This is a genomic window from Cryobacterium sp. TMT2-18-2, from assembly GCF_004402245.1.
Taxonomy (GTDB): domain Bacteria; phylum Actinomycetota; class Actinomycetes; order Actinomycetales; family Microbacteriaceae; genus Cryobacterium; species Cryobacterium sandaracinum.
In genome coordinates this window covers 24523-48347 of sequence record NZ_SOFU01000043.1, presented here as the reverse complement: position 1 = coordinate 48347, position 23825 = coordinate 24523, and the positions used below count along the sequence as shown (strand labels likewise).

18 protein-coding genes are annotated in these 23825 nt (G+C 66.8%); 10 read left to right on the top strand and 8 right to left on the bottom strand.

Annotated elements, in window-relative coordinates:
- Positions 1-11: 11 nt before the first annotated feature.
- The 3 genes from E3O22_RS15520 to dxs all read left to right on the top strand — a co-directional run bounded on the left by E3O22_RS15520 (position 12) and on the right by dxs (position 5939).
- Positions 12-809: a DUF3159 domain-containing protein gene (locus tag E3O22_RS15520; protein ID WP_134396196.1), complete on the top strand. Its 798-nt coding sequence runs from the start codon at positions 12-14 to the stop codon at positions 807-809.
- 217 nt (positions 810-1026) lie between these two features.
- Positions 1027-3876 carry an aconitate hydratase AcnA gene (gene acnA / locus E3O22_RS15515; protein ID WP_134396197.1) on the top strand — a complete coding sequence of 950 codons (2850 nt, stop codon included), beginning with the start codon at positions 1027-1029 and terminating at the stop codon, positions 3874-3876.
- Between the two features lie 110 nt (positions 3877-3986).
- Positions 3987-5939, top strand: coding sequence for a 1-deoxy-D-xylulose-5-phosphate synthase (gene dxs, locus E3O22_RS15510; protein ID WP_134396198.1), 1953 nt, complete (start codon positions 3987-3989; stop codon positions 5937-5939).
- A gap of 266 nt (positions 5940-6205) precedes the next feature.
- On the opposite strand, the gene E3O22_RS15505 is transcribed toward dxs, so the two are convergent.
- The 4 genes from E3O22_RS15505 to E3O22_RS15490 all read right to left on the bottom strand — a co-directional run bounded on the left by E3O22_RS15505 (position 6206) and on the right by E3O22_RS15490 (position 11434).
- Positions 6206-8377, bottom strand: coding sequence for a 3-hydroxyacyl-CoA dehydrogenase NAD-binding domain-containing protein (locus E3O22_RS15505; RefSeq protein WP_134396199.1), 2172 nt, complete (start codon positions 8375-8377; stop codon positions 6206-6208).
- On the bottom strand, positions 8374-9579 hold the full coding sequence (locus E3O22_RS15500; RefSeq protein ID WP_134396200.1) for a thiolase family protein: 1206 nt from the start codon (positions 9577-9579) through the stop codon (positions 8374-8376). Before E3O22_RS15500 ends, E3O22_RS15505 begins: the two co-directional genes overlap by 4 nt.
- A gap of 75 nt (positions 9580-9654) precedes the next feature.
- Complete coding sequence (locus tag E3O22_RS15495) at positions 9655-10851, bottom strand: HRDC domain-containing protein (RefSeq protein ID WP_134396201.1); 1197 nt, start codon at positions 10849-10851, stop codon at positions 9655-9657.
- Positions 10844-11434: a DUF3000 domain-containing protein gene (locus tag E3O22_RS15490; RefSeq protein ID WP_134396202.1), complete on the bottom strand. Its 591-nt coding sequence runs from the start codon at positions 11432-11434 to the stop codon at positions 10844-10846. The genes E3O22_RS15495 and E3O22_RS15490 overlap by 8 nt, the downstream gene beginning before the upstream one ends.
- Before the next feature lie 111 nt (positions 11435-11545).
- Here E3O22_RS15490 and E3O22_RS15485 point away from each other — a divergent pair, with 111 nt between their 5' ends.
- Complete coding sequence (locus tag E3O22_RS15485; protein ID WP_166784680.1) at positions 11546-12730, top strand: S9 family peptidase; 1185 nt, start codon at positions 11546-11548, stop codon at positions 12728-12730.
- Here E3O22_RS15485 and E3O22_RS15480 read toward each other — a convergent pair.
- From E3O22_RS15480 to E3O22_RS15470, 3 genes are read right to left on the bottom strand one after another with little or no spacing between them, the layout of a single operon-like run.
- Positions 12651-13439 carry a dihydrofolate reductase family protein gene (locus tag E3O22_RS15480; RefSeq protein ID WP_134396204.1) on the bottom strand — a complete coding sequence of 263 codons (789 nt, stop codon included), beginning with the start codon at positions 13437-13439 and terminating at the stop codon, positions 12651-12653. The two genes, E3O22_RS15485 and E3O22_RS15480, sit on opposite strands and share 80 nt — an antisense overlap.
- Positions 13436-13873, bottom strand: a complete 438-nt coding sequence (locus E3O22_RS15475; protein ID WP_134396205.1) for a SufE family protein — start codon at positions 13871-13873, stop codon at positions 13436-13438. Before E3O22_RS15475 ends, E3O22_RS15480 begins: the two co-directional genes overlap by 4 nt.
- A gap of 60 nt (positions 13874-13933) precedes the next feature.
- A complete protein-coding gene (locus tag E3O22_RS15470; RefSeq protein WP_134396206.1) occupies positions 13934-14836 on the bottom strand; it encodes a sulfurtransferase in 903 nt (300 codons plus the stop codon).
- Between the two features lie 182 nt (positions 14837-15018).
- Here E3O22_RS15470 and zapE point away from each other — a divergent pair, with 182 nt between their 5' ends.
- Complete coding sequence (gene zapE / locus E3O22_RS15465) at positions 15019-16068, top strand: cell division protein ZapE (RefSeq protein WP_134396207.1); 1050 nt, start codon at positions 15019-15021, stop codon at positions 16066-16068.
- Positions 16069-16280: 212 nt separating this feature from the next.
- A complete protein-coding gene (locus E3O22_RS15460; protein WP_134396208.1) occupies positions 16281-17552 on the top strand; it encodes an ammonium transporter in 1272 nt (423 codons plus the stop codon).
- A 51-nt stretch (positions 17553-17603) separates the two neighbouring features.
- Here E3O22_RS15460 and E3O22_RS15455 read toward each other — a convergent pair whose 3' ends face one another.
- A complete protein-coding gene (locus tag E3O22_RS15455) occupies positions 17604-17924 on the bottom strand; it encodes an SHOCT domain-containing protein (protein ID WP_370448478.1) in 321 nt (106 codons plus the stop codon).
- A 580-nt stretch (positions 17925-18504) separates the two neighbouring features.
- On the opposite strand from E3O22_RS15455, the gene E3O22_RS16010 reads away from it, so the two are divergent.
- The 4 genes from E3O22_RS16010 to E3O22_RS15440 all read left to right on the top strand — a co-directional run bounded on the left by E3O22_RS16010 (position 18505) and on the right by E3O22_RS15440 (position 23336).
- Positions 18505-20064: a hypothetical protein gene (locus E3O22_RS16010; protein ID WP_166784679.1), complete on the top strand. Its 1560-nt coding sequence runs from the start codon at positions 18505-18507 to the stop codon at positions 20062-20064.
- Between the two features lie 2 nt (positions 20065-20066).
- Complete coding sequence (locus tag E3O22_RS15450) at positions 20067-20873, top strand: LuxR C-terminal-related transcriptional regulator (protein WP_206750857.1); 807 nt, start codon at positions 20067-20069, stop codon at positions 20871-20873.
- A 132-nt stretch (positions 20874-21005) separates the two neighbouring features.
- Positions 21006-22451 carry a flotillin family protein gene (locus E3O22_RS15445; protein WP_166784677.1) on the top strand — a complete coding sequence of 482 codons (1446 nt, stop codon included), beginning with the start codon at positions 21006-21008 and terminating at the stop codon, positions 22449-22451.
- 153 nt (positions 22452-22604) lie between these two features.
- The gene (locus tag E3O22_RS15440; RefSeq protein ID WP_134396211.1) at positions 22605-23336 is read left to right on the top strand and encodes a YqjF family protein; all 732 of its coding nucleotides are present in this window, start codon (positions 22605-22607) and stop codon (positions 23334-23336) included.
- The last annotated feature ends 489 nt before the right edge of the window (positions 23337-23825 follow it).

Here is a 23825-nt window from a genome sequence, read left to right as displayed (position 1 = left end):
AGAACGCCGGGATGACGGACGCACCCCTGCCCGAGGAGGCCCTCGAGCCCGACGCATCGGAGAACGCGTCTGACTCGCCCGTGCCCGCCGCGTTCGCCGACGGCATGGCGGCGGCGGCCCGGCGGGCCGGCTTCACGCCGGCGGCCGAGGGCGACGCGATCAGCGGGCGCGCCCTGCTGGCCGCGATGGGCGGCATCCGTGGACTGGTCGAGGCCGTGCTGCCCGGTCTCGTCTTCCTGATCACCTACACCTTTACCCGGCAACTTTTCCCCGAGCAGTCGCTGGTGCTGTCCCTTGTTGTGCCGGTGCTGATCGGCGTCGTTTTCATCGTGCTACGCCGGATTAGCCGCCAAACGGTGACGCCGGCCGTCGGCGGCCTGGTGGCATTGATCGTCAGCGCCGTGCTCGCTTTGTTCACCGGCCGCGCCGAAGACTTCTTTTTGCCCGGATTCTGGACCAATGGACTTTACGGCGGTGCACTTTTCATCTCGGCGGTCGTCGGCTGGCCGCTGATCGGGCTGGCTGTCGGATTCCTGATGGGCGAGGGGATCGCCTGGCGGTCGAACCGGTCCAGGCGCCGGGTGCTGAGCATTCTCACGCTCTGCTGGGCTGGCTTGTTCGCCCTGCGCCTGGCCGTTCAGCTTCCCCTCTACTACTCCGGAAACGTGGAGTGGCTCGGCGCCGTCAAGCTCCTGATGGGGATTCCGCTCTACGCGCCGCTCCTGGTGATCTCGTGGCTGGTGGTCCGGGCGGTCTACCGCGCCGACGACCGGGCGACCGACGACGCAGCGGGTCGCCGGCCCGAATAGATTCACCACGATTCCGTGACACCCGCCGGAAAGAAGCGCGGGAAACGCGGTGGCACCGCTAGAGTTATCTCTACGTCAAGATAATTCGGCGTTGGACATCGTCCGCACGTGGCATCCGCCGGTTAGGTTACCCTTGCTGGCAGGGGCAGGCGTCCGGTCGTCAGGATTGAGGATTGCGGACGGTTTCGCCGTCGGTTTCCACGAAGGAGAGGGCATCGTGTCGGCGCTTAATAATGCGGTTGTAAACAGTTTTGGAGCCAAGGACACCCTGCGGGTCGGGTCGACGGACTACGAGGTCTTTCGTCTTGACGCGGTGTCGGGCTACGAGAAGCTCCCGTTCAGCCTGAAAGTGCTGCTGGAGAACCTTCTTCGCACCGAGGACGGCGCCAACATCACCGAGGCCCACATTCGTGCCCTCGGCGAGTGGGTTCCAACGGCGGAACCCGACACCGAGATCCAGTTCACGCCTGGCCGCGTGGTCATGCAGGACTTCACGGGCGTGCCGTGCATCGTCGACCTCGCCACCATGCGCGAGGCCGTCGCCGAACTCGGCGGCGACCCGAAGAAGATCAACCCGCTGGCTCCGGCCGAGCTGGTCATCGACCACTCCGTCATCGCCGACCTGTTCGGAACCGCGGAGGCCCTCGAGCGCAACGTGGAGATCGAGTACGAGCGCAACGGTGAGCGGTACCAGTTCCTGCGCTGGGGCCAGACCGCGTTCAACGACTTCAAGGTCGTGCCGCCCGGAACCGGCATTGTGCATCAGGTCAACCTGGAGTATCTGGCCCGCGTCACGATGACCCGCACCGTGCCGGACGCCGAGGGCAACGACGTGCTCCAGGCCTACCCCGACACCTGCGTGGGGACCGACTCGCACACGACCATGGTTAACGGCCTCGGCGTACTCGCCTGGGGTGTGGGCGGCATCGAAGCTGAGGCAGCCATGCTCGGCCAGTCCATCTCGATGCTCATTCCCAAGGTGGTCGGCTTCAAGCTCAACGGCTCCATTCCGACCGGCGTCACCGCGACGGATGTCGTGCTCACCATCACCCAGATTCTGCGCAAGCACGGCGTGGTCGGTAAGTTTGTCGAGTTCTACGGCGCGGGTGTCTCGCAGGTTCCGCTGGCCAACCGGGCCACGATCGGCAACATGAGCCCGGAGTTCGGATCCACGGCCGCGATGTTCCCGATCGACGACGTCACCCTCGACTACCTGCGCCTGACCGGTCGCAGCGACGAGCAGGTTGCACTTGTCGAGGCCTACTCGAAGCTGCAGGGCCTGTGGCACGATGCCGACAAGGAGCCCGTCTTCAGCGAGTACCTCGAACTCGACCTGGGCACCGTCGTGCCGTCGATTGCGGGCCCGAAGCGCCCGCAAGACCGCGTCATCCTCACCGAGGCGAAGTCGCAGTTCGAACTTGACCTGCAGAGCTACGCGACGCAGGACTGGACTGTTGTGGACGCGGCCGTCGAGGCCTCCTTCCCGGCTTCAGACCCGATCGGCTTTACCGCCGAGGACGAGAACCTGGACCACAAGGCCTCACACAACCACGTGAGCCACGCTCCGATCAGCGTGTCCAGGCCCGTCGCGATCACCACGCAGGCCGGCGCGAACTATACGCTCGACCACGGAGCGGTCGCTGTCGCGGCCATCACCTCGTGCACCAACACGTCCAATCCGAGTGTCATGCTCGCCGCGGGTCTGCTCGCCCGAAACGCCGTCAGGAAGGGCCTCACGAGCAAGCCGTGGGTCAAGACCACCCTGGCTCCGGGCTCGAAGGTCGTCACCGACTACTACGAGAAGGCCGGCCTCACCGGCGACCTGGAGGCCCTCGGCTTCTACACAGTCGGCTACGGCTGCACGGTCTGCATCGGCAACACCGGCCCGCTCATCGACGAGGTCACGACCGCGATCAACGACAACGACCTGGCCGTCACCGCGGTGCTCTCAGGCAACCGCAACTTCGAGGGTCGGATCAGCCCCGACGTCAAGATGAACTACCTGGCCAGCCCGCCGCTGGTCATCGCTTACGCCCTCGCGGGCTCGATGAACTTCGACTTCGAGACGGATGCGCTCGGCATCGGCAGCGACGGCAACGAGGTGTTCCTCAAGGACATCTGGCCCGACTCCGCCGAGGTGCAGTCCACGATCGACAGCTCGATCGACACCGGCATGTTCACGAAGCAGTACGGCCATGTCTTCGAGGGCGACGAGCGCTGGCGCGGCCTACCGACACCGGACAGCGAGGTCTTCGAGTGGGACCTTGAGTCCACGTATGTGCGGAAGCCCCCATACTTCGACGGCATGACCATGGAGACCACCCCGGTGGTCGACATTGTCGGTGCCCGTGTGCTGGCCAAACTGGGCGACTCGGTCACGACCGACCACATCAGCCCTGCTGGATCGATCAAGGCCGACAGCCCGGCCGGTGCCTACCTGCTGGAGCACGGAGTCGAACGGGGCGACTTCAACTCCTACGGCTCGCGCCGCGGCAACCACGAGATCATGATCCGCGGCACGTTCGCGAACATCCGTCTCCGCAACCAGCTGCTGGACGGAGTCGAGGGTGGCTACACCCGCGACTTCACCGTTGACGGGGCGCCGCAGGCGTTCATCTATGACGCTTCGCAGAACTACCAGGCCGCCGGCACGCCGCTGGTCATCTTCGGTGGCAAGGAATACGGTTCGGGTTCGTCCCGCGACTGGGCCGCGAAGGGCACCAGCCTCCTCGGGGTGAAGGCCGTCATCACGGAGAGCTTCGAACGCATCCACCGTTCGAACCTGATCGGGATGGGCGTCGTGCCGCTGCAGTTCCCGGCCGGCCAGAGCTGGGCATCACTGGGACTGGACGGCACGGAGGTCGTCACGATCGAGGGTCTCGTCGAGCTGAACAGCGGGGTCACCCCGAAGACGGTGCGCGTCACGGCGGCGCCGAGTGCGCAGTCTGCCCCCGGCAAGGCCACGGTCGAGTTCGACGCGGTCGTCCGCATCGACACTCCGGGTGAGGCCGATTACTACCGCAACGGCGGCATCCTGCAGTACGTCCTGCGTTCGCTGGTCGCCTAGCACCCAGGAGCCTTTCGGCTCGCTACCGAAACCGGCGCGTAGACTCGGCTTGACCGAATCTATGCGCCGGTTTTCTGGTGGCGGATAGCGCAACGTGAAAGGTGTTATCGATGGCGCTACTGGACACGATCTTCGGGCCGAGAGATCTGGATCGCCTCTCGATGGACCAGCTCGTCCAGCTCGCGGCCGAGGTGCGGGCGTTCCTCGTTCGGGAAGTCTCCAAGACCGGCGGGCACCTTGGTCCCAACCTTGGCGTGGTCGAGCTGACCATCGCGATGCACCGGGTCTTCGAATCCCCGCGTGACGCCATTGTCTTCGACACCGGACACCAGGCCTACGTGCATAAGCTGCTCACCGGGCGTCAGGACTTCAGCCTCCTCCGCCAGGCCGGCGGCCTGGCCGGCTACCCGCAGCGGCGCGAGTCCGAGCACGACATCGTGGAGAGTTCCCACGCCTCCAGCTCATTGTCCTGGGCTGACGGCATTTCCCGAGCCTTCGAGATGACCGGGCAGAGCGACCGCCATGTGATCGCGGTCGTCGGCGACGGCTCCCTGACCGGCGGCATGACCTGGGAAGCCCTCAACAACATCAGCGACGACAACACCCGTCGCCTGATCATCATCGTGAATGACAACGGCCGCTCCTACGCGCCCACTATCGGCGGCATGGCCCGCTTCCTGAACACCGTGCGCACCCGACAGGCGTACCACAGTGCCTATCTGACCAGCCGTCAGGCCTTCGAACGGATGGGCGCGCCCGCCCGGGCGTTCTTCCGCGGTGTGCGCGGCGGCATGCACGGGTTCCTCGCCCGGTTCTCCAACAATGAGGCGCTCTACTCCAACCTCGACATCAAGTACATCGGCCCGATCGACGGCCACGACATGGCGGCGATGGTCGAGGCGCTCCATCAGGCCAAGGGCTACGGCGCGCCGGTGATCGTGCACGCGATCACCCAGAAGGGTAAGGGATACGACCCGGCCGTTCAGGACACCGCCGACCAGTTCCATGCGGTCGGCCAGATCGACCCGGAAACAGGGGAGTCCATCGAATCAGCCGGCGCACCCTCCTGGACGTCGGTGTTCGCCGACGAGCTGCTGCGCCTCGCCACACTCGATCCGAAGATCGTGGGCATCACCGCGGCCATGCTCCGTCCCACCGGCCTGCACAAGATGGCCGAGCGATTCCCTGCCCGGGTACACGACGTGGGCATCGCCGAGCAGCACGCCGTCACCAGTGCCGCTGGCCTCGCCTTCGGCGGCCTGCACCCGGTCGTCGCGCTCTACGCCACCTTCATCAACCGGGCGTTTGACCAGGTCCTGATGGATGTCGCCCTGCACAAGGCCGGCGTCACATTCGTGCTCGACCGGGCCGGGGTGACCGGGCCCGACGGTCCCAGCCATCACGGCATCTGGGACCTGGCGATCCTTCAGGTCGTCCCCGGGATCCGCCTAGCGGCACCTCGGGACTCGGTGCGCCTGGCAGAGGAGCTCGAAGAGGCCGTGGCCGTCGACGACGCGCCCACTGTGCTGCGTTTCCCCAAGGGCAGCGTGAGCGTCCCAATCGACGCCGTGCGCCGCTTGGACGACGGCGTAGACGTGCTCCTGGAATCAGCCCAGAAAGACGTGCTGATCGTCACCGTCGGGCCGATGGCCGCGATGGGTCTCGATGTGGCGGACCGGCTCGCAGCCCAGGGCATCGGAGCCACCGTCGTCGACCCGCGCTGGGTCGTCCCGGTACCGCGGAGCATCGTGGCCCTGGCCGCGGAGTACCGCATCGTCGTGACCATCGAGGACGGCATCCGGGTCGGCGGCGTTGGCACCCGTGTCCGTCAGGATCTGCGTGAAGCCGGCGTGGACACGGCGGTCACCGAACTGGGGCTGCCCGACGAATTCCTCGACCACGGCACCCGCGCCGAGATCCTCGACCGTGTTGGGCTCACCCCCCAGCGCATCGCCCGCGATGTCGTCGCAATGGTGCTCGGCAGCAAGATCCCGCATGCGCGGCCCCTGCCGGCGGACCGCGCCGACACCGCGAGCATCCCGGCAAACCGTCAGCACGACTAGGTGATTCCCCATCGAATGGTCGGGTCGTTTCTGGAAGGCTGGGGCTGAGATCACCCCGTGGTCGCTGTTCATCACAGGCGCGGTTCCGTGCATCGAGGTCCCCTGAGCGCCTACGTCGGCAAGGGGAACGCCCGGTTCGAAAAACCCCGACCCGGGCGAACCCCAACGCCCCCACGTGGCGGGCCTCACCCTTCCGGCCCGCCGGCCGCACAATAATATCGCCGTTAGTCGCCTACGGTGAGTTGCCTACGGTGAGTCGCCTACGGTCAGTCGCCTACGGTCGTGCGGGTGGCAGGCAGGCCCGCGGCAGCGACGCCGCGGATCGGTGGGGTGTGGAACGTGCCCTGGAAGACCCGTTCGCTCGCGCCGACACGGTCGAGGTAGGGAGTGATCCCGCCCATCTGGAACGGCCAGTTGGCCCCGAGAATCATGCACAGGTCGATGTCCTCCGCGGCGTGCACGACGCCGTCGTCCAGCATCCGCTTGATTTCATCGGCGAGGCCGTCCTCGATCCGGCGCAGGATCTGCTCGGCTGTCATCGGGGTCTGCCCGCCCGCGACGATCTTGACGGCGCCCTTGTCGAAGCCCTTGATCCTGCCCTTGGCGTCGCGCTCCAGAATGGTTCCGTGCTCGGCCAGCTTATGCAGGTTCGCGCTCTCGAAGAACCGGTCCGGGAATGCGGCATGGTGGGTGTCCAGAACGTGTGCGCCGACCTTGAGGCCGACCAGCTCGAGCAGCTCGAACGGGGTCATCGGCATCCCGAACGGAGCCAGTGACCCATCGACGACCTCGAATGGGGTGCCGGTGTCGACGGCATGCATGGCCTCACCCAGGAGCTTCGCCAGGAGGCGGTTCACGACGAACCCGGGGGTGTCCCGGGTGATGACCGCGTTCTTTCGCAGTTTGGCTGCCACGACCATCGCCGTGGAGAGAGTGGCGTCGTTGGTCCGCGGGGTGTTCACGACCTCGATCAGCGGCATGATCGCCACTGGGTTGAAAAAGTGGAAACCGACCAGGCGCTCGGGGTGGGCCAGCTTCGCACCGATCTGCTCGACCGAGAGGGACGAGGTGTTGGTGGCGAGGATGGCGTCGGGAGAGATGTGCTTCTCGATTTCGGCGAAGACATCCTGTTTCACGCCGAGTTCCTCGAAGACCGCCTCGATCACCCAGTCGGCGTCGGCGAACTGTGCCTTGTCTGTCGTTCCCGAGACCAGAGCGCGGAGTCGGTTGGCCTCGTCGGGGGAGATACGGTTCTTGGTCTCCAAGGTGAGGATCTCGCCGTGGATGTACGCGACGCCCTTGTCGACGCGGGCCTGGTCGAGGTCAGTGATGACTACGGGCACGCGCAGGCGACGCACGAAGAGAAGGGCGAACTGGCTGGCCATCAGGCCGGCGCCGATGACGCCTACCTTCTTGATCGGGCGGGCGAGGGCCTTGTCCGGCGCACCGGCCGGCCGCTTGGCTCGCTTCTGCACCAGGTTGAACGCGTAAATACTGGCCTGCAGCTGGTCTCCGGAGATGAGTTCGGCCAAGGAGTCGTCTTCCCGCTCGAATCCTTCCTGGCGAGATCCGCTCTTGGCTGCTTTGAGCAGGTCGAGGGCGATATACGGCGACCGGGCGACGGTTCCGATGCGGTTTTCCAGCATCTTGCGGGCCACTCCCACGGCCACATCCCATTTCACGAGCCGTTCGACCTTGCCGGGCGTATTGGGCCGGGCGACCTTTGTCTTTCCGGCGATCACGCCATCGGCCCACTCGATGGACTGTTCGAGGAACCTGGCCGAGGCGAACTGCACGTCGGCGATGCCCAGCTCGAGAGCATCCGCCGCTTTGAGCGTGCGGTGCTTGAGCGGATTCTCGATGATCACCTTGAGCGCGTTCTCGATGCCGATCAGGTTGGGCAGCAGGTAGGAGCCGCCCCAGCCCGGGATCAGCCCAAGGGACACCTCGGGCAACGCGATCGCGGGCACGGTCGCGTCGACGGTTCGGTAGTCGGCGTTGAGGGCGATCTCCAGCCCGCCCCCCAGTGCGAGCCCGTTGATGAACACGAAGGAGGGCACACCCAGTTCGGCCTGCTTGCCCAGCGCATAGTGGCCCAACTGGGCCAGTAGTTTGCCCGTCGCGAGCGACGGGATCTCGCTGACCTTGCTCAGGTCGGCGCCCGCGGCGAGGATGAACGGTTTGCCGGTGACGGCGACTCCGTGGATGGCGCCGAGGGCGGCGCGTTCCCGGAGAAGGTCCATCGTCATGGCGAACTCGAGCAGGGTGATCGGGCCGAGCGTGTTCGGGCGGGTGTGGTCCCGGCCGTTGTCGAGCGTGACCAACGCCAGGATCTTTCCACCGGACAGAGGCACATCGTGTACGTAGCAGTGGGTGACGACCTCGTCGGCAGACAGCTCGACCAGCGGGGTGAAATCGAGTTCGGAGTAGTTGCTCATCGCTTGCTTGCTTTCCGGTTGAAGTTCGGGTTCTCCCAAATCACGGTGCCGCCCTGGCCGAGGCCGATGCACATGGCGGTGAGGCCGTAGCGCACCTCCGGGTGCTCGCTGAACTGACGGGCGAGCTGGTTCATCAGGCGCACGCCGGAGGAAGCGAGCGGATGTCCGATGGCGATCGCGCCGCCGTACTCGTTCACCCGCGGGTCCTCGTCGTCGATGCCGAAGTGGTCGAGGAACGAGATGACCTGCACGGCGAAAGCCTCATTGAGTTCGAACAGGCCGATGTCCATGATGTTGAGGCCGGCCTTGCGTAGGGCCTTCTCGGTGGAGGGGACCGGGCCGAGGCCCATGACCTCCGGCTCAACGCCGGCGAAGGCGAAGCTGACCATCTTCATTTTGACGGTGAGACCGAGGTCCTTGGCGGCCTTGCCGCTGGCGAGGAGGCAGGCGCTGGCACCGTCGTTGAGCCCGGACGCGTTGCCGGCAGTGACCCGTCCGTGGGGACGGAAGGGAGTCTTGAGAGTCGCGAGGCCCTCCATCGTGGTTTCGGGGCGGGGAGCCTCGTCGCGGGTCGCCAGCCCCCAACCGGAATCGCTGCGGATCGCAACCGACACCAGGTCGGGCTGTATCTTCTCGGCGGCATAGGCCGCGGCGACCTTCTGTTGGCTCCGCAGGGCGAACCGGTCGGACCGCTCCTTGGTGTAGGCCGGGAACCGGTCGTGGATGCGCTCGGCCGTGGCGCCCATATTGAGAGCGTCCTCGCTGACCAGGCGCTCGGACAGGAAACGCGGATTCGGGTCGACGCCCGAACCCATCGGGTGGCGTCCCATGTGCTCGACGCCGCCGGCGATGGCCAAGTCGTAGGCGCCAAATCCGATCCCGGCTCCGAGAGTGGTCACGGCGGTCATGGCACCGGCGCACATCCGGTCAATGGCGAATCCGGGTACCGACTTCGGCAACCCGGAAAGCAGTGCCGCCGTGCGACCGAGCGTGAGGCCCTGATCGCCGGTCTGGGTGGTGGCGGCAATCGCCACCTCGTCGATGCGTTCCCCAGGGACCGTCGGGTTGCGTTCCAGCAGTCCGATCATGGCCTTGACCACGAGATCGTCCGCCCGGGTGTTCCAGTACATGCCCTTTTCACCGGCGCGTCCGAACGGGGTCCGAACCCCGTCCACAAACACGACTTCTGTTCTATCGGCCACTTTGCCTCCATCATCGATCAGGTGTCGGTCGATCCTAAAGGGGCTCCCGTGGAGGGTCGAATCCTTGGACGGATCCTACGAATCCGCTTCCGAAGAGAGCTCGATCGATTGGTGGACATCCACAAAGGCATCGGCGATCCGTTGTGCGGTCACTTCAATTTGCCAGGTGCGCGCACCCAGGTGCGCGAGCGCCTCCCCGACGGATGCGGGGTCGACGTTCTCGGGCGGTGTCCACGCCACTCGGCGGACATAGTCCGGGGTGACGAGGTTCTCCAGCGGGATGGCGAGCTCCTCGGAGACCACGGTCAGGGCTGCGCGAGCGGCCTTGTAGCGCAGGTCAGCCTCGGGATTGCGGTCGGACCAGGCGCGCGGGGGCGGGAGCAGGTCGCCGTTCCCCCGAAGCGACGGCAGGTCGGTTGACGCCAAGCCTTTCTGGATGGCACCCCACCAGCGGTCGAGTTCGCTGCGGCTCGCACGGCCGCTGAACTCCCTCAGATCAGCCAGGGCCTGCCGGTTCGCCGGCATGGCCCGTGCTGCCGCCGTCAGCGACGCGTCGGGCACGAGCCTTCCTGGGGACACATCCAGCTCCTGCGCCAGAGCGTCGCGAGCCAGCCACAACTCCCGGGCCACGGCCAGGCCACGCTGTCCCCGGATGGAGTGCACGCCGGAAAGGCGGCGCCACGGTTCGGGGCCGACGGGCTTGGCCTCACGCGCCAGCACGGCGGCGAATTCCTGCGCGGCGATGTCGGTCTTGGAATCGGTGGCGAGCATGTCGACCATACGGTCACGCAGGTCGGGAAGCAGTTCCACGTCGAGCGCGCCGTAGACCAGCCAGGCCTCCGGCAGCGGGCGGGTCGACCAGTTGGCAGCGGAGTGTTCCTTGGCAAGATGGATGCCGAGCAGCTCTTCCACCACCGTGCCGAGGCCGACCCGGGGGATTCCAAGCAGGCGAGCGGCCAGTTCAGTGTCGAAGATGTGCCGGGGGTCAAGTCCGACCTCGCGCAGGCAGGCCAGGTCCTGGCTCGCGGCGTGAAAAATCCACTCGTCATCGCGCAGAGCCTGGTTGAGCTCGTAGAAGTCGCCGATCGCGGGCGGGTCGAACAGAAATGTGCCAGCGTCGCGCCGATAGATCTGGATCAGGTAGGCGCGCTGGGAGTAGGTGAAGCCGGAGGCTCGTTCAGCGTCGATGCCGATCGGGCCCGTGCCCGCGCTAAGGGCTGCGGTCGCCGCGAGGTAAGCGTCCCGCGTATCGATCACCTGGTGATCAAGCACGACCGGTTCGGCGTGTGGACAACATGCTGACTCCTTCGCCAGTGGGTGGAAGACCTGCGAGCATGCAGAGCAGCTCGCCCCATCCTTCGACGTGGGCGGCGAGATTATGGTCCAGCGGCGTCCACGAGGCCCGCAGTTCGATCTGCGCGCCATCGCCCTGCCTGGCAAGTTCGCCAAAGCCGGACGAGATAATCTTAGTCGCGGTCCCCGAGGCCGCCGTATACCGTGCCCCGTGGGCGTCGAGAGCATCGACCAGCCACGACCAGGTGACCCCCGCGACGAACGGGTCGAGGCCGATGTCGGTTTCCAGGGGAGCCTGGACGAAGCAGACGACGCGGAAGGCGCCGCCCCATTCCTCGGGCTCGGTCGGGTCGTACAGCAGGATGAAGCGTCCGGTCCCGAGATCGGAGTCGCTCCCGTGACGCACCGGGGTCACGTCGGCCGAGAAGGCGATGGAGTGCGGAGCGAGGTTTCCGGGTGCGGAAATCTCATTGACCACAAGCTCCGTACGGATGCGGGCACGTGCGAAGGATGCGCGGGCGGCGGCGAACTCCGGCGGGAGCGTTTCTTGTGTTTCGGGCACGTGTGCAGACTAGAGTTTTTTTCGAGCGGAGTCGGTCAGGCACGCCGGACAGGGGAGGTAGTCATGCGTGACAGGGCGGGATCAGGGCGGTACCCGAGGCGTTTTCTGGCGGTGACCGGGATCGCAGTCGCCGGGGCAACAGTGTTGCTGGGGGTCGCGGGCGGTGTTTTGGCGGCCGTGATGGCGCGTCGGATTGTGACGCCCTTGTCCACGCGCTCCGACGACGTGCGGATCCACTCCGTCGACCTCGTGGCGGGCACGATCACGCTGCAGTCCACGGCGGATTCCGTACTGCAGGGCGATTACAGTTTCTGGTTCTCGGGCGATACAGGACACGCCCACCTGGGCGAGATCCTCCGTCTCACGCCCACGAAGGTGACGCGGCGCATCCTGCGCGTCGATCACGGGGATCTGGCCCGGGCCGAGCGCGGCCGACTCGGCGGCTACTCGTACCTCGGGCCCTGGGACCTCGGCTTCGCCTTCGAGGACGTGCTCGTTCCTACCGATGTCGGTGACGCCCCGGCCTGGCTGATCCCGGCCGAGGAGCCGGACGGCCGCTGGGTGATCCAGGTGCACGGGCGCGGGGTGCAGCGGCATGAGACGCTGCGAGCGGCGCCGGTCTTCCGGGATGCGGGCTTCACGTCCCTGCTCGTGTCGTACCGCAACGACGGGGAGGCACCGCGCAGCGGCGACGGCCGGTATTCCCTTGGAGACGCGGAATGGCAGGATGTCGATGCGGCGATCGCGTTCGCGGTGCACCGCGGTGCGACCGAGATCGTGTTGATGGGGTGGTCCATGGGCGGCGCGATCGTGCTGCAGAGCGCGACGCGATCAACGCTGCGCGACCGGATCGTCGGCATCGTGCTCGACTCGCCCGTGATCGACTGGGCGGATGTCGCGCGCTTCCACGGCGGCCTGCTCGGCCTGCCCGCGGTCATCGCCAGCGGTGCTCTGGAGGTCCTGGGACGGCGTTGGGGCAAGATCGTCACCGGTCAGACCCAACCGATCGACTTCGGACGCCTCGATTTCGTCACGCGCGCCGCCGAGCTCGATTTTCCGGTGCTCCTGATGCACAGCGACGACGACGGATTCGTGCCCGCGACCGGCTCCCGCGCCCTGGCCGGGCGCCGACCCGACATCGTGACCTTTCTGCCGTTCGCGGTAGCGCGGCACACGAAGCTGTGGAACTACGACCGCGAGGGTTGGAATCAGGCCATCACGAACTGGTTGGTCGAGATCGCTCCCACCGAGCGTATGTCGCTCCCTGGTCGTCCAGAAGAAGTTGCCGCATCCTGAATCCGGTGGATCCGGCCGTGGCCGATTCGAGTAAACCCCGGCCGCCGAGCACCACCTGGGGGCTCGTGGACAGGCAGAATTCGTCGACCAGGTCGGCCGCGAAGAATCGCCCGGCCAGCACCGGTCCTCCCTCGCAGACGATGCGCGGGAGGCCGAGGGCGCAGAGAGCCGCGAGAATCGTGGCCGGAGTGAGGACACCGTTCTCATCGTCGAGCGGCACGACGGTCGCTTGGGCCCCGACCGTGGCGGCCTCCACCCGGCTGACTGCGAAGCGCGGACAGAGGATGAACACCGGCTGCCGATCTGCGGAGTCCGGGTGTGCGGAGTCCCGGTGCATAACGTGCTCGAGCCGATGACCGGCCAGGTTTCCGCTGCTGGTGACGACAGCGAGGGCCGCTCGGGCCGGCACGATATACCCCTCCGCACGGACACTGCCGGCGCCGACCAGGACGACGTCGGCGAGTTCCCTGATCACACCCAGGATCCGGCGGTCGAGGCGGCTCGAGAGGGAATCCGAGGTGCCATCGGTCCCGGCCACGCCGCCGTTCAGGCTGGCGATCATATTGACCCGCAGGTACGCGCCCGGCGCCGGGGCGTAGCGCCGTAACAGCCAGTCCCGGCTGACCGGGTCGAGCCCGTCGACGCTTCGCGGCAGGTCGACCGTGTCGCCGCCCGCGTCCGGTTCCGGAAACACCCGGGTCAGGGTCACGCAGCGCCCTCGCGCAGGCGGCGCTTGGTGCGGGCGAGCATGGCTGTCATGCCGCGGATGCGCAGGGGAGACACCGCTGTCGTCAATCCGATCGTGTTCGGATAGTCATCCGGCACATCGAGCACCTCCTGGGCGCTGAGGCCATCCAGACCCTGGGCCAGGATCGAGGCAAAGCCCCGGGTCGTCGGCGACTCCCGGGGAGCGGTCGCGTAGAGGTGCACCGCAGACTCGTGGTCCACCTCAACGAACATGAAGACGGGGGACTGGCATTCAACGACCCGCTCGAGCAGGTCCGGGTGCTCCGCGTAGCGCGGCGGGAGCGCCGGTAGCTCGTCGGCGAACTCAAGCAGCAGCAGCAGCCGGTCGGACTCCTCGAGTTCGAGGAAGTCGGCGCGGATCTCGGCCAGTTTGGCGGGAAGTTCGGTGGCGGTCATCGACACTCATTCTGCCATGCTCGGGCCGTGAGGCCCCGGAATCCGAGTGGGCCGACCGGCTCAGCGGGGCTGAGGTGCGTCGCCCGGCTCCGTGCCCATCACGATCGGCACGTGTACGGCGTTACCCCATTCGGTCCAGGACCCGTCGTAGTTGCGCACGCCTTCGAAGCCGAGCAGGTGGGTCAGAACGAACCAGGTGTGGCTGGACCGCTCGCCGATCCGGCAGTAGGCGATGACGTTGTCGCCGTCGGAGAGGCCGGCCTCGTCACGGTAGATGGCGTCCAGCTCGGTGCGGGTGCGGAAGGTGGCGTCCGGGGCAGCGGCGCGCGCCCACGGCACCGACGCCGCCGACGGGATGTGGCCGCCGCGCAGGGCACCCTCCTCCGGATAGGCCGGCATGTGGGTGCGTTCGCCGGTGTACTCCTCGGGGGAGCGCACGTCGATCAGCGGGTTCCCGAAGTGTGCGAAGACATCCTCGCGGAATGCGCGGATGGCGGAATCGTTGCGCGGGGTGACCGGGTACACGGTCGGGGTGATAACGGGCCTGTCTCGGGTGAGGCCTCGTTCCTCGGCCGCCCACTTGTCACGGCCACCGTCGAGCAGGCGTACGTCTTCGTGGCCGAACAGGGTGAACACCCACAGGGCGTAGGCCGCCCACCAGTTGTTCTTGTCGCCGTAGATGACCACTGTGGTGTCGTGGGAGATGCCCTTGGCACCGAGCATTGCGGCGAAGGCGGCACCGTCGACGAAGTCGCGCTCGACCGGATCATTGAGGTCGGTGTGCCAGTCGATTTTCACGGCTCCCGGAATGTGGCCGGTTTCGTAGAGCAGAACGTCTTCGTCCGATTCGACGACAACAAGACCGGGGGTTGCGAGATGCGCCTGCAGCCACTCGGTGCTGACCAGACGTTCGGGGTGGGCGTAGGCCATGAACTTCGGTGCCGGATCGAGATCAACAGACATGGGGGGGAACCTCCTGGTGGCGTCCGATGGACACCGGAATCAAATGGGCGCGGTTTAGGCTGGTTACCGGTCCGCGTTTTCGAATCTACGCGGTATGGCTCCTGATCGCATCCGCGGTCGTTCTTCAACGATGATGCTCCGACCGGGACTATCAGTCCGACACAGAAACCGGGTACTACAGCATGGCTCCACAAGCTCTCAGCCAGGTGCAACGTTTGGCCGATCGCTCTCCGAGCATCACCGGGCCGGAGATCGTGGCCGAGTTGGTTCCGCCGCCCCAGTTCGAGCACGCCTCCTTCGCGTCGTACCGACCTGACCTGAACTTCCCCTCGCAGCTCGAGGCCGTGGAACGGCTGGGCGCCTTTGCCGGAGCCTGGCTGGCCCAACGGCCCAGCGGCTTCTTCTCCCGCACCCGCAAGCCCAAGCCGGAGCTGCCGGGCATCTACCTGGACGGTGGTTTCGGCGTCGGCAAGACCCACCTGCTGGCCGCGCTCTGGCATGCCGCCCCGGGACCGAAATATTTCGGCACCTTCATCGAGTACACCGCACTGGTGGGAGCACTCGGCTATGCAGCCACCGTCAAGCAGCTCTCCGGCGCCCGTCTGATCTGCATCGACGAGTTCGAACTCGACGATCCGGGCGACACCATGCTGATGACCCGGCTTCTGGGCGAGCTCGTGGCCTCGGGTACCCGCGTCGCCGCCACATCGAACACTCCGCCGAATTCGCTCGGCGAGGGGCGTTTCGCCGCGATCGACTTCCTCCGCGAGATCCAGGCGATGTCCGCGAACTTCGAGATCGTGCGCATCGACGGCCTCGACTACCGCAGGCGTGACATCGAGGGCCACGCCATCGCCGTGCCCCGGGACGAATTGGACCAGCTGGTGCCCGCCCTGGTCGAACGCGGCTCCACGGTGACCCGGGACGACTTCGGCGACCTGATCCGACATCTCAGCACGGTGCATCCGTCGAAGTACATCAAATTGATCCACGGCATCGACGTCATCGCCCTGACCGATGTGTACCTGCTGACCGACCAGACGGATGCCCTCAGGCTGGTCGCCTTCATCGACCGGGTCTACGACGCGGAGATTCCGATCATCGCCAACGGCCAGCCACTGAACGAGGTCTTCGACGAGGAGATGCTCTCCGGCGGTTACCGCAAGAAGTACCAGCGGTCCCAGTCCCGTCTCGTGGCGCTGACCACAGGTGAGCTTCCACCGCACGACTGATCCACGACTGATCGGGGCCTGACCACCGCTCTGCTTGCCGAAACGCGATGTTAACACCGTCGCACGGCGCGTAACGCGGGCGAAACATCCGCGCGCACTCACCGAAACCTGCCAACTCCAAACTGACTCTGTACCCGCCGAGACACGATCAACCGCTCACCCTGTGCACGTCGACGGCAATCACTGTTAGTTAGCGAGAGGTAACCATATCCATGGTTGAACTGTCAGTCCTGTTGGACGCCACACCTGATGAAATAGCCCTGAATCTCAATTCCCTGTGGCTCCTCGTCGCGGCCGCCCTCGTGCTTCTGATGACTCCCGGTGTTGCCTTCTTCTACGGCGGCATGGTGAAGGCAAAGAGCGTCATCAGCATGATGATGATGAGCTTCGGCGCGATGGGCGTCGTCGGTGTGCTGTGGGTGCTCTACGGCTACGGGCTTGTCTTCGGCCCGCCGCTGATCCCCGGTTTCCTCGGCAACCCGTCCGGGCTGCTCGGCCTGAGTGGGCTGCTCGGCGCCGGTGAAGACGGATCCCTCACTCCCGACCTGAACGGGCTGGCGTTCGCCGGCTTCCAGGCCACCTTCGCCATCATCACCGTCGCACTGATCTCTGGTGCGATCGCCGACCGTGCCAAGTTCGGCGCCTGGTTGATCTTCGCCGCCGTGTGGTCGACCCTGGTGTATTTCCCAGTCGCCTACTGGGTCTTCAACCTCGCCGACGGCTGGGCTCCCGCCGCTCTCGGGGTCAACGACTTTGCCGGTGGCACCGCCGTGCACATCAACGCCGGTGCAGCCGGTCTGGCTCTCGCCCTGGTGCTCGGCAAGCGGGTGGGCTTCAAGAAGGGCATCTCCAAGCCCCACAACGTTCCGCTCACCCTCCTCGGCGCCTCGCTCCTCTGGTTCGGCTGGTTCGGTTTCAATGCCGGCTCCGAAGCCGCCGTCGACGGTGTCGCCGCCCTCGCCTGGATCAACACGCTTGTCGCTCCCGCCGCCGGTATTCTCGGCTGGCTGATCGTCGAGAAGATCAAGGACGGCAAGCCCACCTCGATCGGTGCCGCCTCGGGTGCCGTCGCCGGGCTCGTCGCCGTCACCCCAGCCTGTAACATCCTCACCCCGTTCTGGGCGATCGTCCTCGGTGTCCTCGTCGGAGCGGTGTGCGCGGTTGCCATCGACCTGAAGTTCAAGTGGGGCTTCGACGACTCGCTCGACGTGGTGGGCATCCACCTCATCGGTGGCATGATCGGAACGCTTTACATCGGTGTCTTCGGGTCGGGCATCGGCCTGCTCGACACCGGCAGCCTCAACCAGCTCTGGGTGCAGTTCGTCGCAGCCTTCGGCATCGCGATCTTCTCCTTCGTGATGGCCTACGGCATCGGGGTGATCATTCAGAAGACGATCGGCTTCCGAATCAACAACGAAGACGAGGTGGCCGGAGTGGACACCATCGTGCACGGTGAAGAGGGCTACGCGCTCGACGCCGTCTAGGCATGAAGCAGCGCCCGGCTCGATCAGGTGCTGTCCTATTCGGTGGCTGTCCTATTGGGTGTAGGAAGACCTCGACAGCGCCTGGGACTTCAGGGCGTCGAACTCGGCCGGGGTGATTGTGCCCGCATCGAGCAGGGCCTTCGCCCGGCTGATCTCTTTCGCGGGCCCGGCACTGGTTCTGGCGACACTGCGGATGTACTGATCGGTCTGCGCCTGGTACTCCTTCGACTCCTTGGAACTGCGTTCCGCCATGCCCTCGCCGCGGGCGATCACGTAGATCAGCACCGTGAGGAAGGGAACGAAGAACAGGGCGAGTAACCACGCCGCCTTCGCCCAGCCGCCGAGCTGCCGGTCCCGAAACAGGTCGACGATGACGCCGAAGAGAGCAAAGAAATACGAAACTATCGCGAAGGTCTAGAAGAAGAACCAGATCGTCCCCCACAGGTTTTCCCAGAGGTCCATGGCACGTTCTCCTCATCTTCGGGCACTGCCGTCTTCGAGCGTTGAGCGTCGAGCGTCGACCACGACACAATGTGACGGGTGCCACTGTTGTACGTCCAGGCGGCCGGACCACCTTCACCCGGAACGGGTGAATTCCGAACGCTCGAACCCGCTGCCGTCGGTGCGGCGTGCACCGGGCACCCTAGCCGTGGGGCAGGCCGAGAGCTAGGGTGACGAGGCTGAACGACCACTCGGGGCCGCGAATGGAGGACGTGTCTCTATGACCTCGCATCGGATACCGGCTCAGATGGCGGTTCCGGGCGCAGCCCTGACACCGGGAGCCCCGTCACCGGCTGCCCCGTCACCGGCTGCCCCGTCACCGGCTGCCCCGTCACCGGGGGTCGGCGCGCTGGTCCCGGCTCGGTCGACCGCTGAGGTGGAGCGGCCGCGGCTTGACGGCGCATTTCATCGGCTCATCGCCGGCGAAGTCCGCTGCGTCTGCGTGTGGGCTGTGGCAGGCTCCGGGAAGACGACCCTGCTGGCCGCCTGGGCAGGCCGCCTTCACCGGAAGGGGGAGTCGATCACCTGGGTACGCGCGCCGGAGCCGGGCCGGTTGCATCCCGCTGATGTCTGGCGGCAGGTCGGGCGGCGCTCGGGGGTGTCAGGCGACGGGGACACCCGGTACGTGTTCATCGATGGGTTGGACCGTGTCGAAGGGGATCGGCCGGGGCTGGTGGGCGAGCTGGTCGCGTCGGCGCCCGAGGGCATCCGTCTCGTGGTCGCCGGGCGCACCCGGCCGGGCGCAGGGCCGACGCGACTGCGCGGCGACGGCTCCATGGTCGACGTGGCGCCTGCGGACCTGGCGTTCGATCGGAGCGAGCTGCTGGCGCTCGCCGCCGCGCATCGTCTCCTTTTGACGGACGAGGAGACGACGATCATGCTGCAGCGCACTGCGGGATGGGTGACCGGTCTGATCGTGCCGTTCCTGCACGGGAGGAACGATTCCGCACGGTTGGTGGCGAATTTTGACGGTGACGATCCCGCGGTGGCCGGTTTCCTCCGGTCGGAGATCATCGCCGGCTGGGCTGACGGTGAGGAGAACACGATGCTGCGCGCCGCCGTCAGGCCTGTCCTCTCGGTCGACCTGGCCGTCGAGGTGACGAAGCGAGCGGATGCCGGGGCGGTGCTGGACCGGCTGGCCGGGCCCAGCGCACTCATCACCAGGGAGAGCGGCGACGACACCAGGGCGTATCGCATCCACCCGATCCTGCTGGCCTATCTGCAGAGCGAGGCGCGGCGACGTGACTTCGTGGCGGCGGCGGCTCACGAGACCGCGGCCCGGTGGTTCGCGCGCCGCGCCGACGGTCAAAACGCTCTCGAGCAGGCGCTTGCTGCCGGGCTGCCCATCCTCACCGCCGAGATGCTCGATGCTTTCGGTCTCGATCTCGTGCTCAGGGGAACGCCAGACCTCGTCCTTCGTGCCCTGGCAGAGCCCGCCACGCGCGCCGGGGACCCAGGTGCATCCGTGACGGCGTCCCTGAGGCTGCTCCTGGACGCGCCGTACTTTCCCGACCGGGGGCAGGCCGGCCACCTGTTGGCGGAGCTCGAGACGGCGGGGCTCGCGTCCGGCGGCAGTGCGAAGGTCTGGACCGTCGTGATTGACGCGCTTGCCGCCTTCTTCGCAGCCACACCTGATGAAATCCGGGACCGTCTGGCCAGGCTGGGCGCCGTCCGCACCGCACCGGGGAGGCGGAAGAACCTCGGTGTCGACCTGCTGGCCGCCACCGCGGAGGCCTGGTGCCGCGCCGGTCTGGGCGAGGCGGAGCGAGCCGAAGCGGGACTGCGAATGGTGGCCGTGACCGCGCGGAATGCCGGTTACCAATGGCTGTTCCTGCTTGCCGGCGACCTCGCCGCCGTGGCGGCCTCGCGCCGGGGCGACTGGGCCCGCGCCAGCCTCATCGACGATCAACTGGCTCGGGCGACGGGTGCCGCAGCGCGCCCGGCCACGGGCGCCGGGGCATCCTGGAACGGCTTGTCACGGCCGACCCTCTGGTGTGCGATTCCGGACTGATCGTGTCCGCCCAGACCCTCCTGTCCCTGTCGGCATCGGCGGCGGACCCGAGGCGGCGATCGGCGCTCGAGAGTCTGAATGCCTTGATACGGGAGAATGCGGATGCCCACCCGCGTGTGCTGAGCCTGTGTTGCATTCCCTGGTTCGAGCTGACCGGTGCGCTGGACGGGCGGGCGGAAGCCCGACGTGTCACGCTCCTGGTGGAAAAGGTGCTGGGTGCGGACTCGTTGGAGGCCGTGCTGCTCCGCTCCCTCGCGTACCCGCCGGCCCCGGGCGGCCATGGCGCCGGTGAACGGCTGAAAGCCGCCGCGACGCCGGCCGCCCGGTGTTGGCGCGGATCCACGCTCGTGAGCGCCTGGATCGTGCTCGCCGGCATCGCCGAGGAGGGTGAACGATCCGCCGAAGCGGATGCCCGTCTGGCTCGGGCGCTGCGCCTGGCTGAGCAGCTGCGGGTCGAGAGAGCCTTTCTGGCCGTGGGCGGGCTCGGGGTGTCCCTTCTCGGCACCAGAGTCGGGCGGTTGGGGGACCTCGACGGTTTCGCAAGCCGGATTCTGACTCGGTCCGCTCAGGCGCCGGGGGAGAATCGCCCAGGCCCAGGGCCAACCCCTGCCCTGGTCGCACCGCTCACCGAGCGGGAGCGGGTGCTGCTGCGCGAGCTGCCCTTCCATCAATCCGTGGCGGACATCGCCCGCAAGCACAATGTGAGCCCGAACACCGTCAAAACACATCTGCGCAACATCTATCAGAAGCTTGAGGCCACCGACCGCGCCCGGGCCGTGACCATCGCTCAGGAGCGCGGCCTGCTCTGACCTGCACCCCCCGAATGGGAATGGTTCCGCCTGACTCGGACCACTAGGCTTCGAGGGTCTCGTGCCCGCGCGCGCCGCGCGAAGTGCCAGGCCACGTGCATGATCTTCGTGCCGGCGGAACGGAAGGACCCCATGTTTGAATTCCTGCTCAGCCCCATCCCCGGTCTCATCATGCTGGGTATCGTCGTCTTCCTGATCGGCCTGTTCTATGCCAAGAGCGTCTACAAGAATGCCGGGCCGGACGAAGCCCTGATCATCACCGGCAAGAAATCGAAGAAGACCATCGTCGACGGCGCCACGCTAGAGGAATCCGGGCAACGCGTCGTGCACGGCCAGGGTGTGTTCATCACCCCCTTCTTCCAAAAGGCGTTCAAGATCAGCCTGCGCAGCCGGGCGATCGAGATCACGGCCGTCGCCCAGGACCAGAACGGCGTCACCCTCACCGTGGAAGCAGTCGCCATTGTGAAGGTCGGCGACGACCCGGCCGCCATTCGTGCCGCCGCGCAGAGGTTTCTCGGCCAGGACAAGAACATCGACGGCTTCGCACAGGAAGTACTGTCGGGATCGCTGCGGTCGTCGATCGGTGGCACGAACGTGATGACCATCATCCAGAAGCGCGACGAGCTCGGCTCCTCGGTGCTGGCGACCGCCCGGGAGTCCCTGGCCAACCAGGGCGTCGATGTGGACTCGTTCGAGATCAAGGGCATCACTGACGAGAACGACTACATCCGGGACCTCGGACGCGCCGAGCAGGCCAAGGTGCGGCGCCAGGCCGAGGTTGCCGAGCACGCGGCCAACCGGGAGGCCCAGGAGGCCGCCATTCTGGCCGAGCAGGCCATCGCCGAGGCCCAGAACACGCTGGCACTTCGGAAAGCTGCGCTACAGCTGGACACCGACAAGGCCGCCGCCGAAGCCGCCGCGGCCAAACCGCTGGCCGAGGCCAAGGCCCAGCAGGCCATCGTGCAGGAGCAGGAGCTCACCGCCCAGCGGCGCGCATCTCTCCGCAAGGCCGAGCTTGAATCCGAGGTCAACGCGATCGCCGACGCCGAGGCGTACCGCATCCGGGTGACCGCCATCGCGGCGGCGGAGGCCGCAGTGGCCGGCGCGAACGCCGACCGCGACAGCCGCATCGCAAACGCCGAGGCCCTCCGCGCGGAGGGGCAGGCCGAGGCTGACGCCATCCTCGCCCGCGGTACCGCTGAGGCGACCGCGACCCGGCTGTCCGCAGAGGCCGTAGCCGAGCAGAGTGAAGCGCTGATCCAGCTTCGCATGGTGGAAATGCTGCCCGAGATCGCCCGCGAGCTGGCCGCTCCGATGGCGAACATCGACAACCTGACGGTCATCTCCACGGATGGCGCCAGCCAACTGACGAAGAATGTCGCCTCCGGTATCACCGAGGTCGACGGCGTGCTCAAGTCGACCATGGGTATCGGCATCCGGGAACTGCTCGGCAACCTCGTCGGTGGGGCCGCTGTCGGAGCGGCCGCGGCCAAGACCGCCAAGCCACAGGCCTCACTCACGACCGCCCAGCAGGCCGACGTCGACAGCGCCCTGGCTGCGCCGGCCGTCGAGGCGTAGGACGCAGTCAGGTCGGGCGCTGATTCAGGCCTTTCGCGCCTGGATCGCTCGGATTTCGAAAGCGTCGACCTGGTCCCGGTGCGAGTAGCGTTGACGTTCACAGAATGCCGCAGTCCGGTCCGCATGGGCTGGGGAACAAGGGGAGATTTCCAGATGACGGATGCCGCGATGGAACCGGTCTCGGCCGTTGCGCCCCTGCTGGCCGGGCGAGCGTCCTCGAGCCAGCGCTGGTCGAATCTGATGTTCGTGCACTGGCGCGTGGACGCCGCTCTCGTGGCTCCGCTGCTGCCGGACGGTCTCGTGCCCGACGAATTCGACGGCGCCAGCTGGGTTGGGCTGATCCCGTTCGTGCTGGACCGGGCCACCGTCTTCGGCAGTCCGCCCATTCCCTACTTCGGCACCTTCGTTGAGGTGAACGTGCGCCTGTACGCGGTGGATGCGAACGGGCACCGCGGCGTGGTCTTCGTTTCGCTGGAGGCCTCCCGGCTGGCGGCTGTGCTGGCGGCCCGGGCACTGTTCTCGATCCCGTACATGTGGTCCCGCACCAAGCTTGAGGTTGGGGCGGGGGAGTACCGCTACACCGCGCGCCGCCATCTGGCCGCCGGGGCGCGCACCGAGATCGTGGTTCGGCCGACTGCCCGCCCGGTCGTCGGCGATCCGCTCGCCGATTTCCTGACCGCCCGCTGGGGTCTATTCACCCGTACGCGTGGCCGCACGGTGCACCTGCGCAATCACCACGAGCCGTGGGAGCTCTTCGAGGCCGAACTGGTGAGCCTTGACGACACCCTGCTCGCCGTGGCGGGGTTCCCCGGGCTGGCCGGACGCGAGCCGGATTCCGTGCTGTATTCGCCCGGGGTCACCACCTGGTTCGGCGCCGCCGGTTGAGTCGCGGGCCGACGCTATCGAGGCACGGTAGGACGGGGCGTTCGCCCGGCGGGCGGAACTGGTCGAGTCGGAGCGTTGCTTCGGGCTGGCCCGCGTCGCGTTGGAGACGGGTGAGATCAGTTATCAGCATGCGAGGGTGGTGATCGACCAGGCGTGGTCGGTGCCGGCGCGGTGAGGGCCGCGATACGCGGACTCAATGCGGTCTGACACAGCGCGGACTTCATGAGCGTTGTCGTCGGCCGCGTGAGAGCGGCAGGCCTTCCCGAACGAATTCGACGGACATTTTGTCAAAATCGGCCTAAATCGTGTGCAAATCCCGTTTTCAGGAGAATCTCCGTCGAATTGGTGCCGGCTGCGCACCCAGCGAGACCCCAGTGGCACAATCATGGGCTGTGGTTCGGGCTGTGGTTCGGGCTGTGGTTCGGGCTGGGGCTCGGGCCCAGACCCGGGCCCAGTCCAACTGGGCACAGACGCGAAGGCGGCATTTGG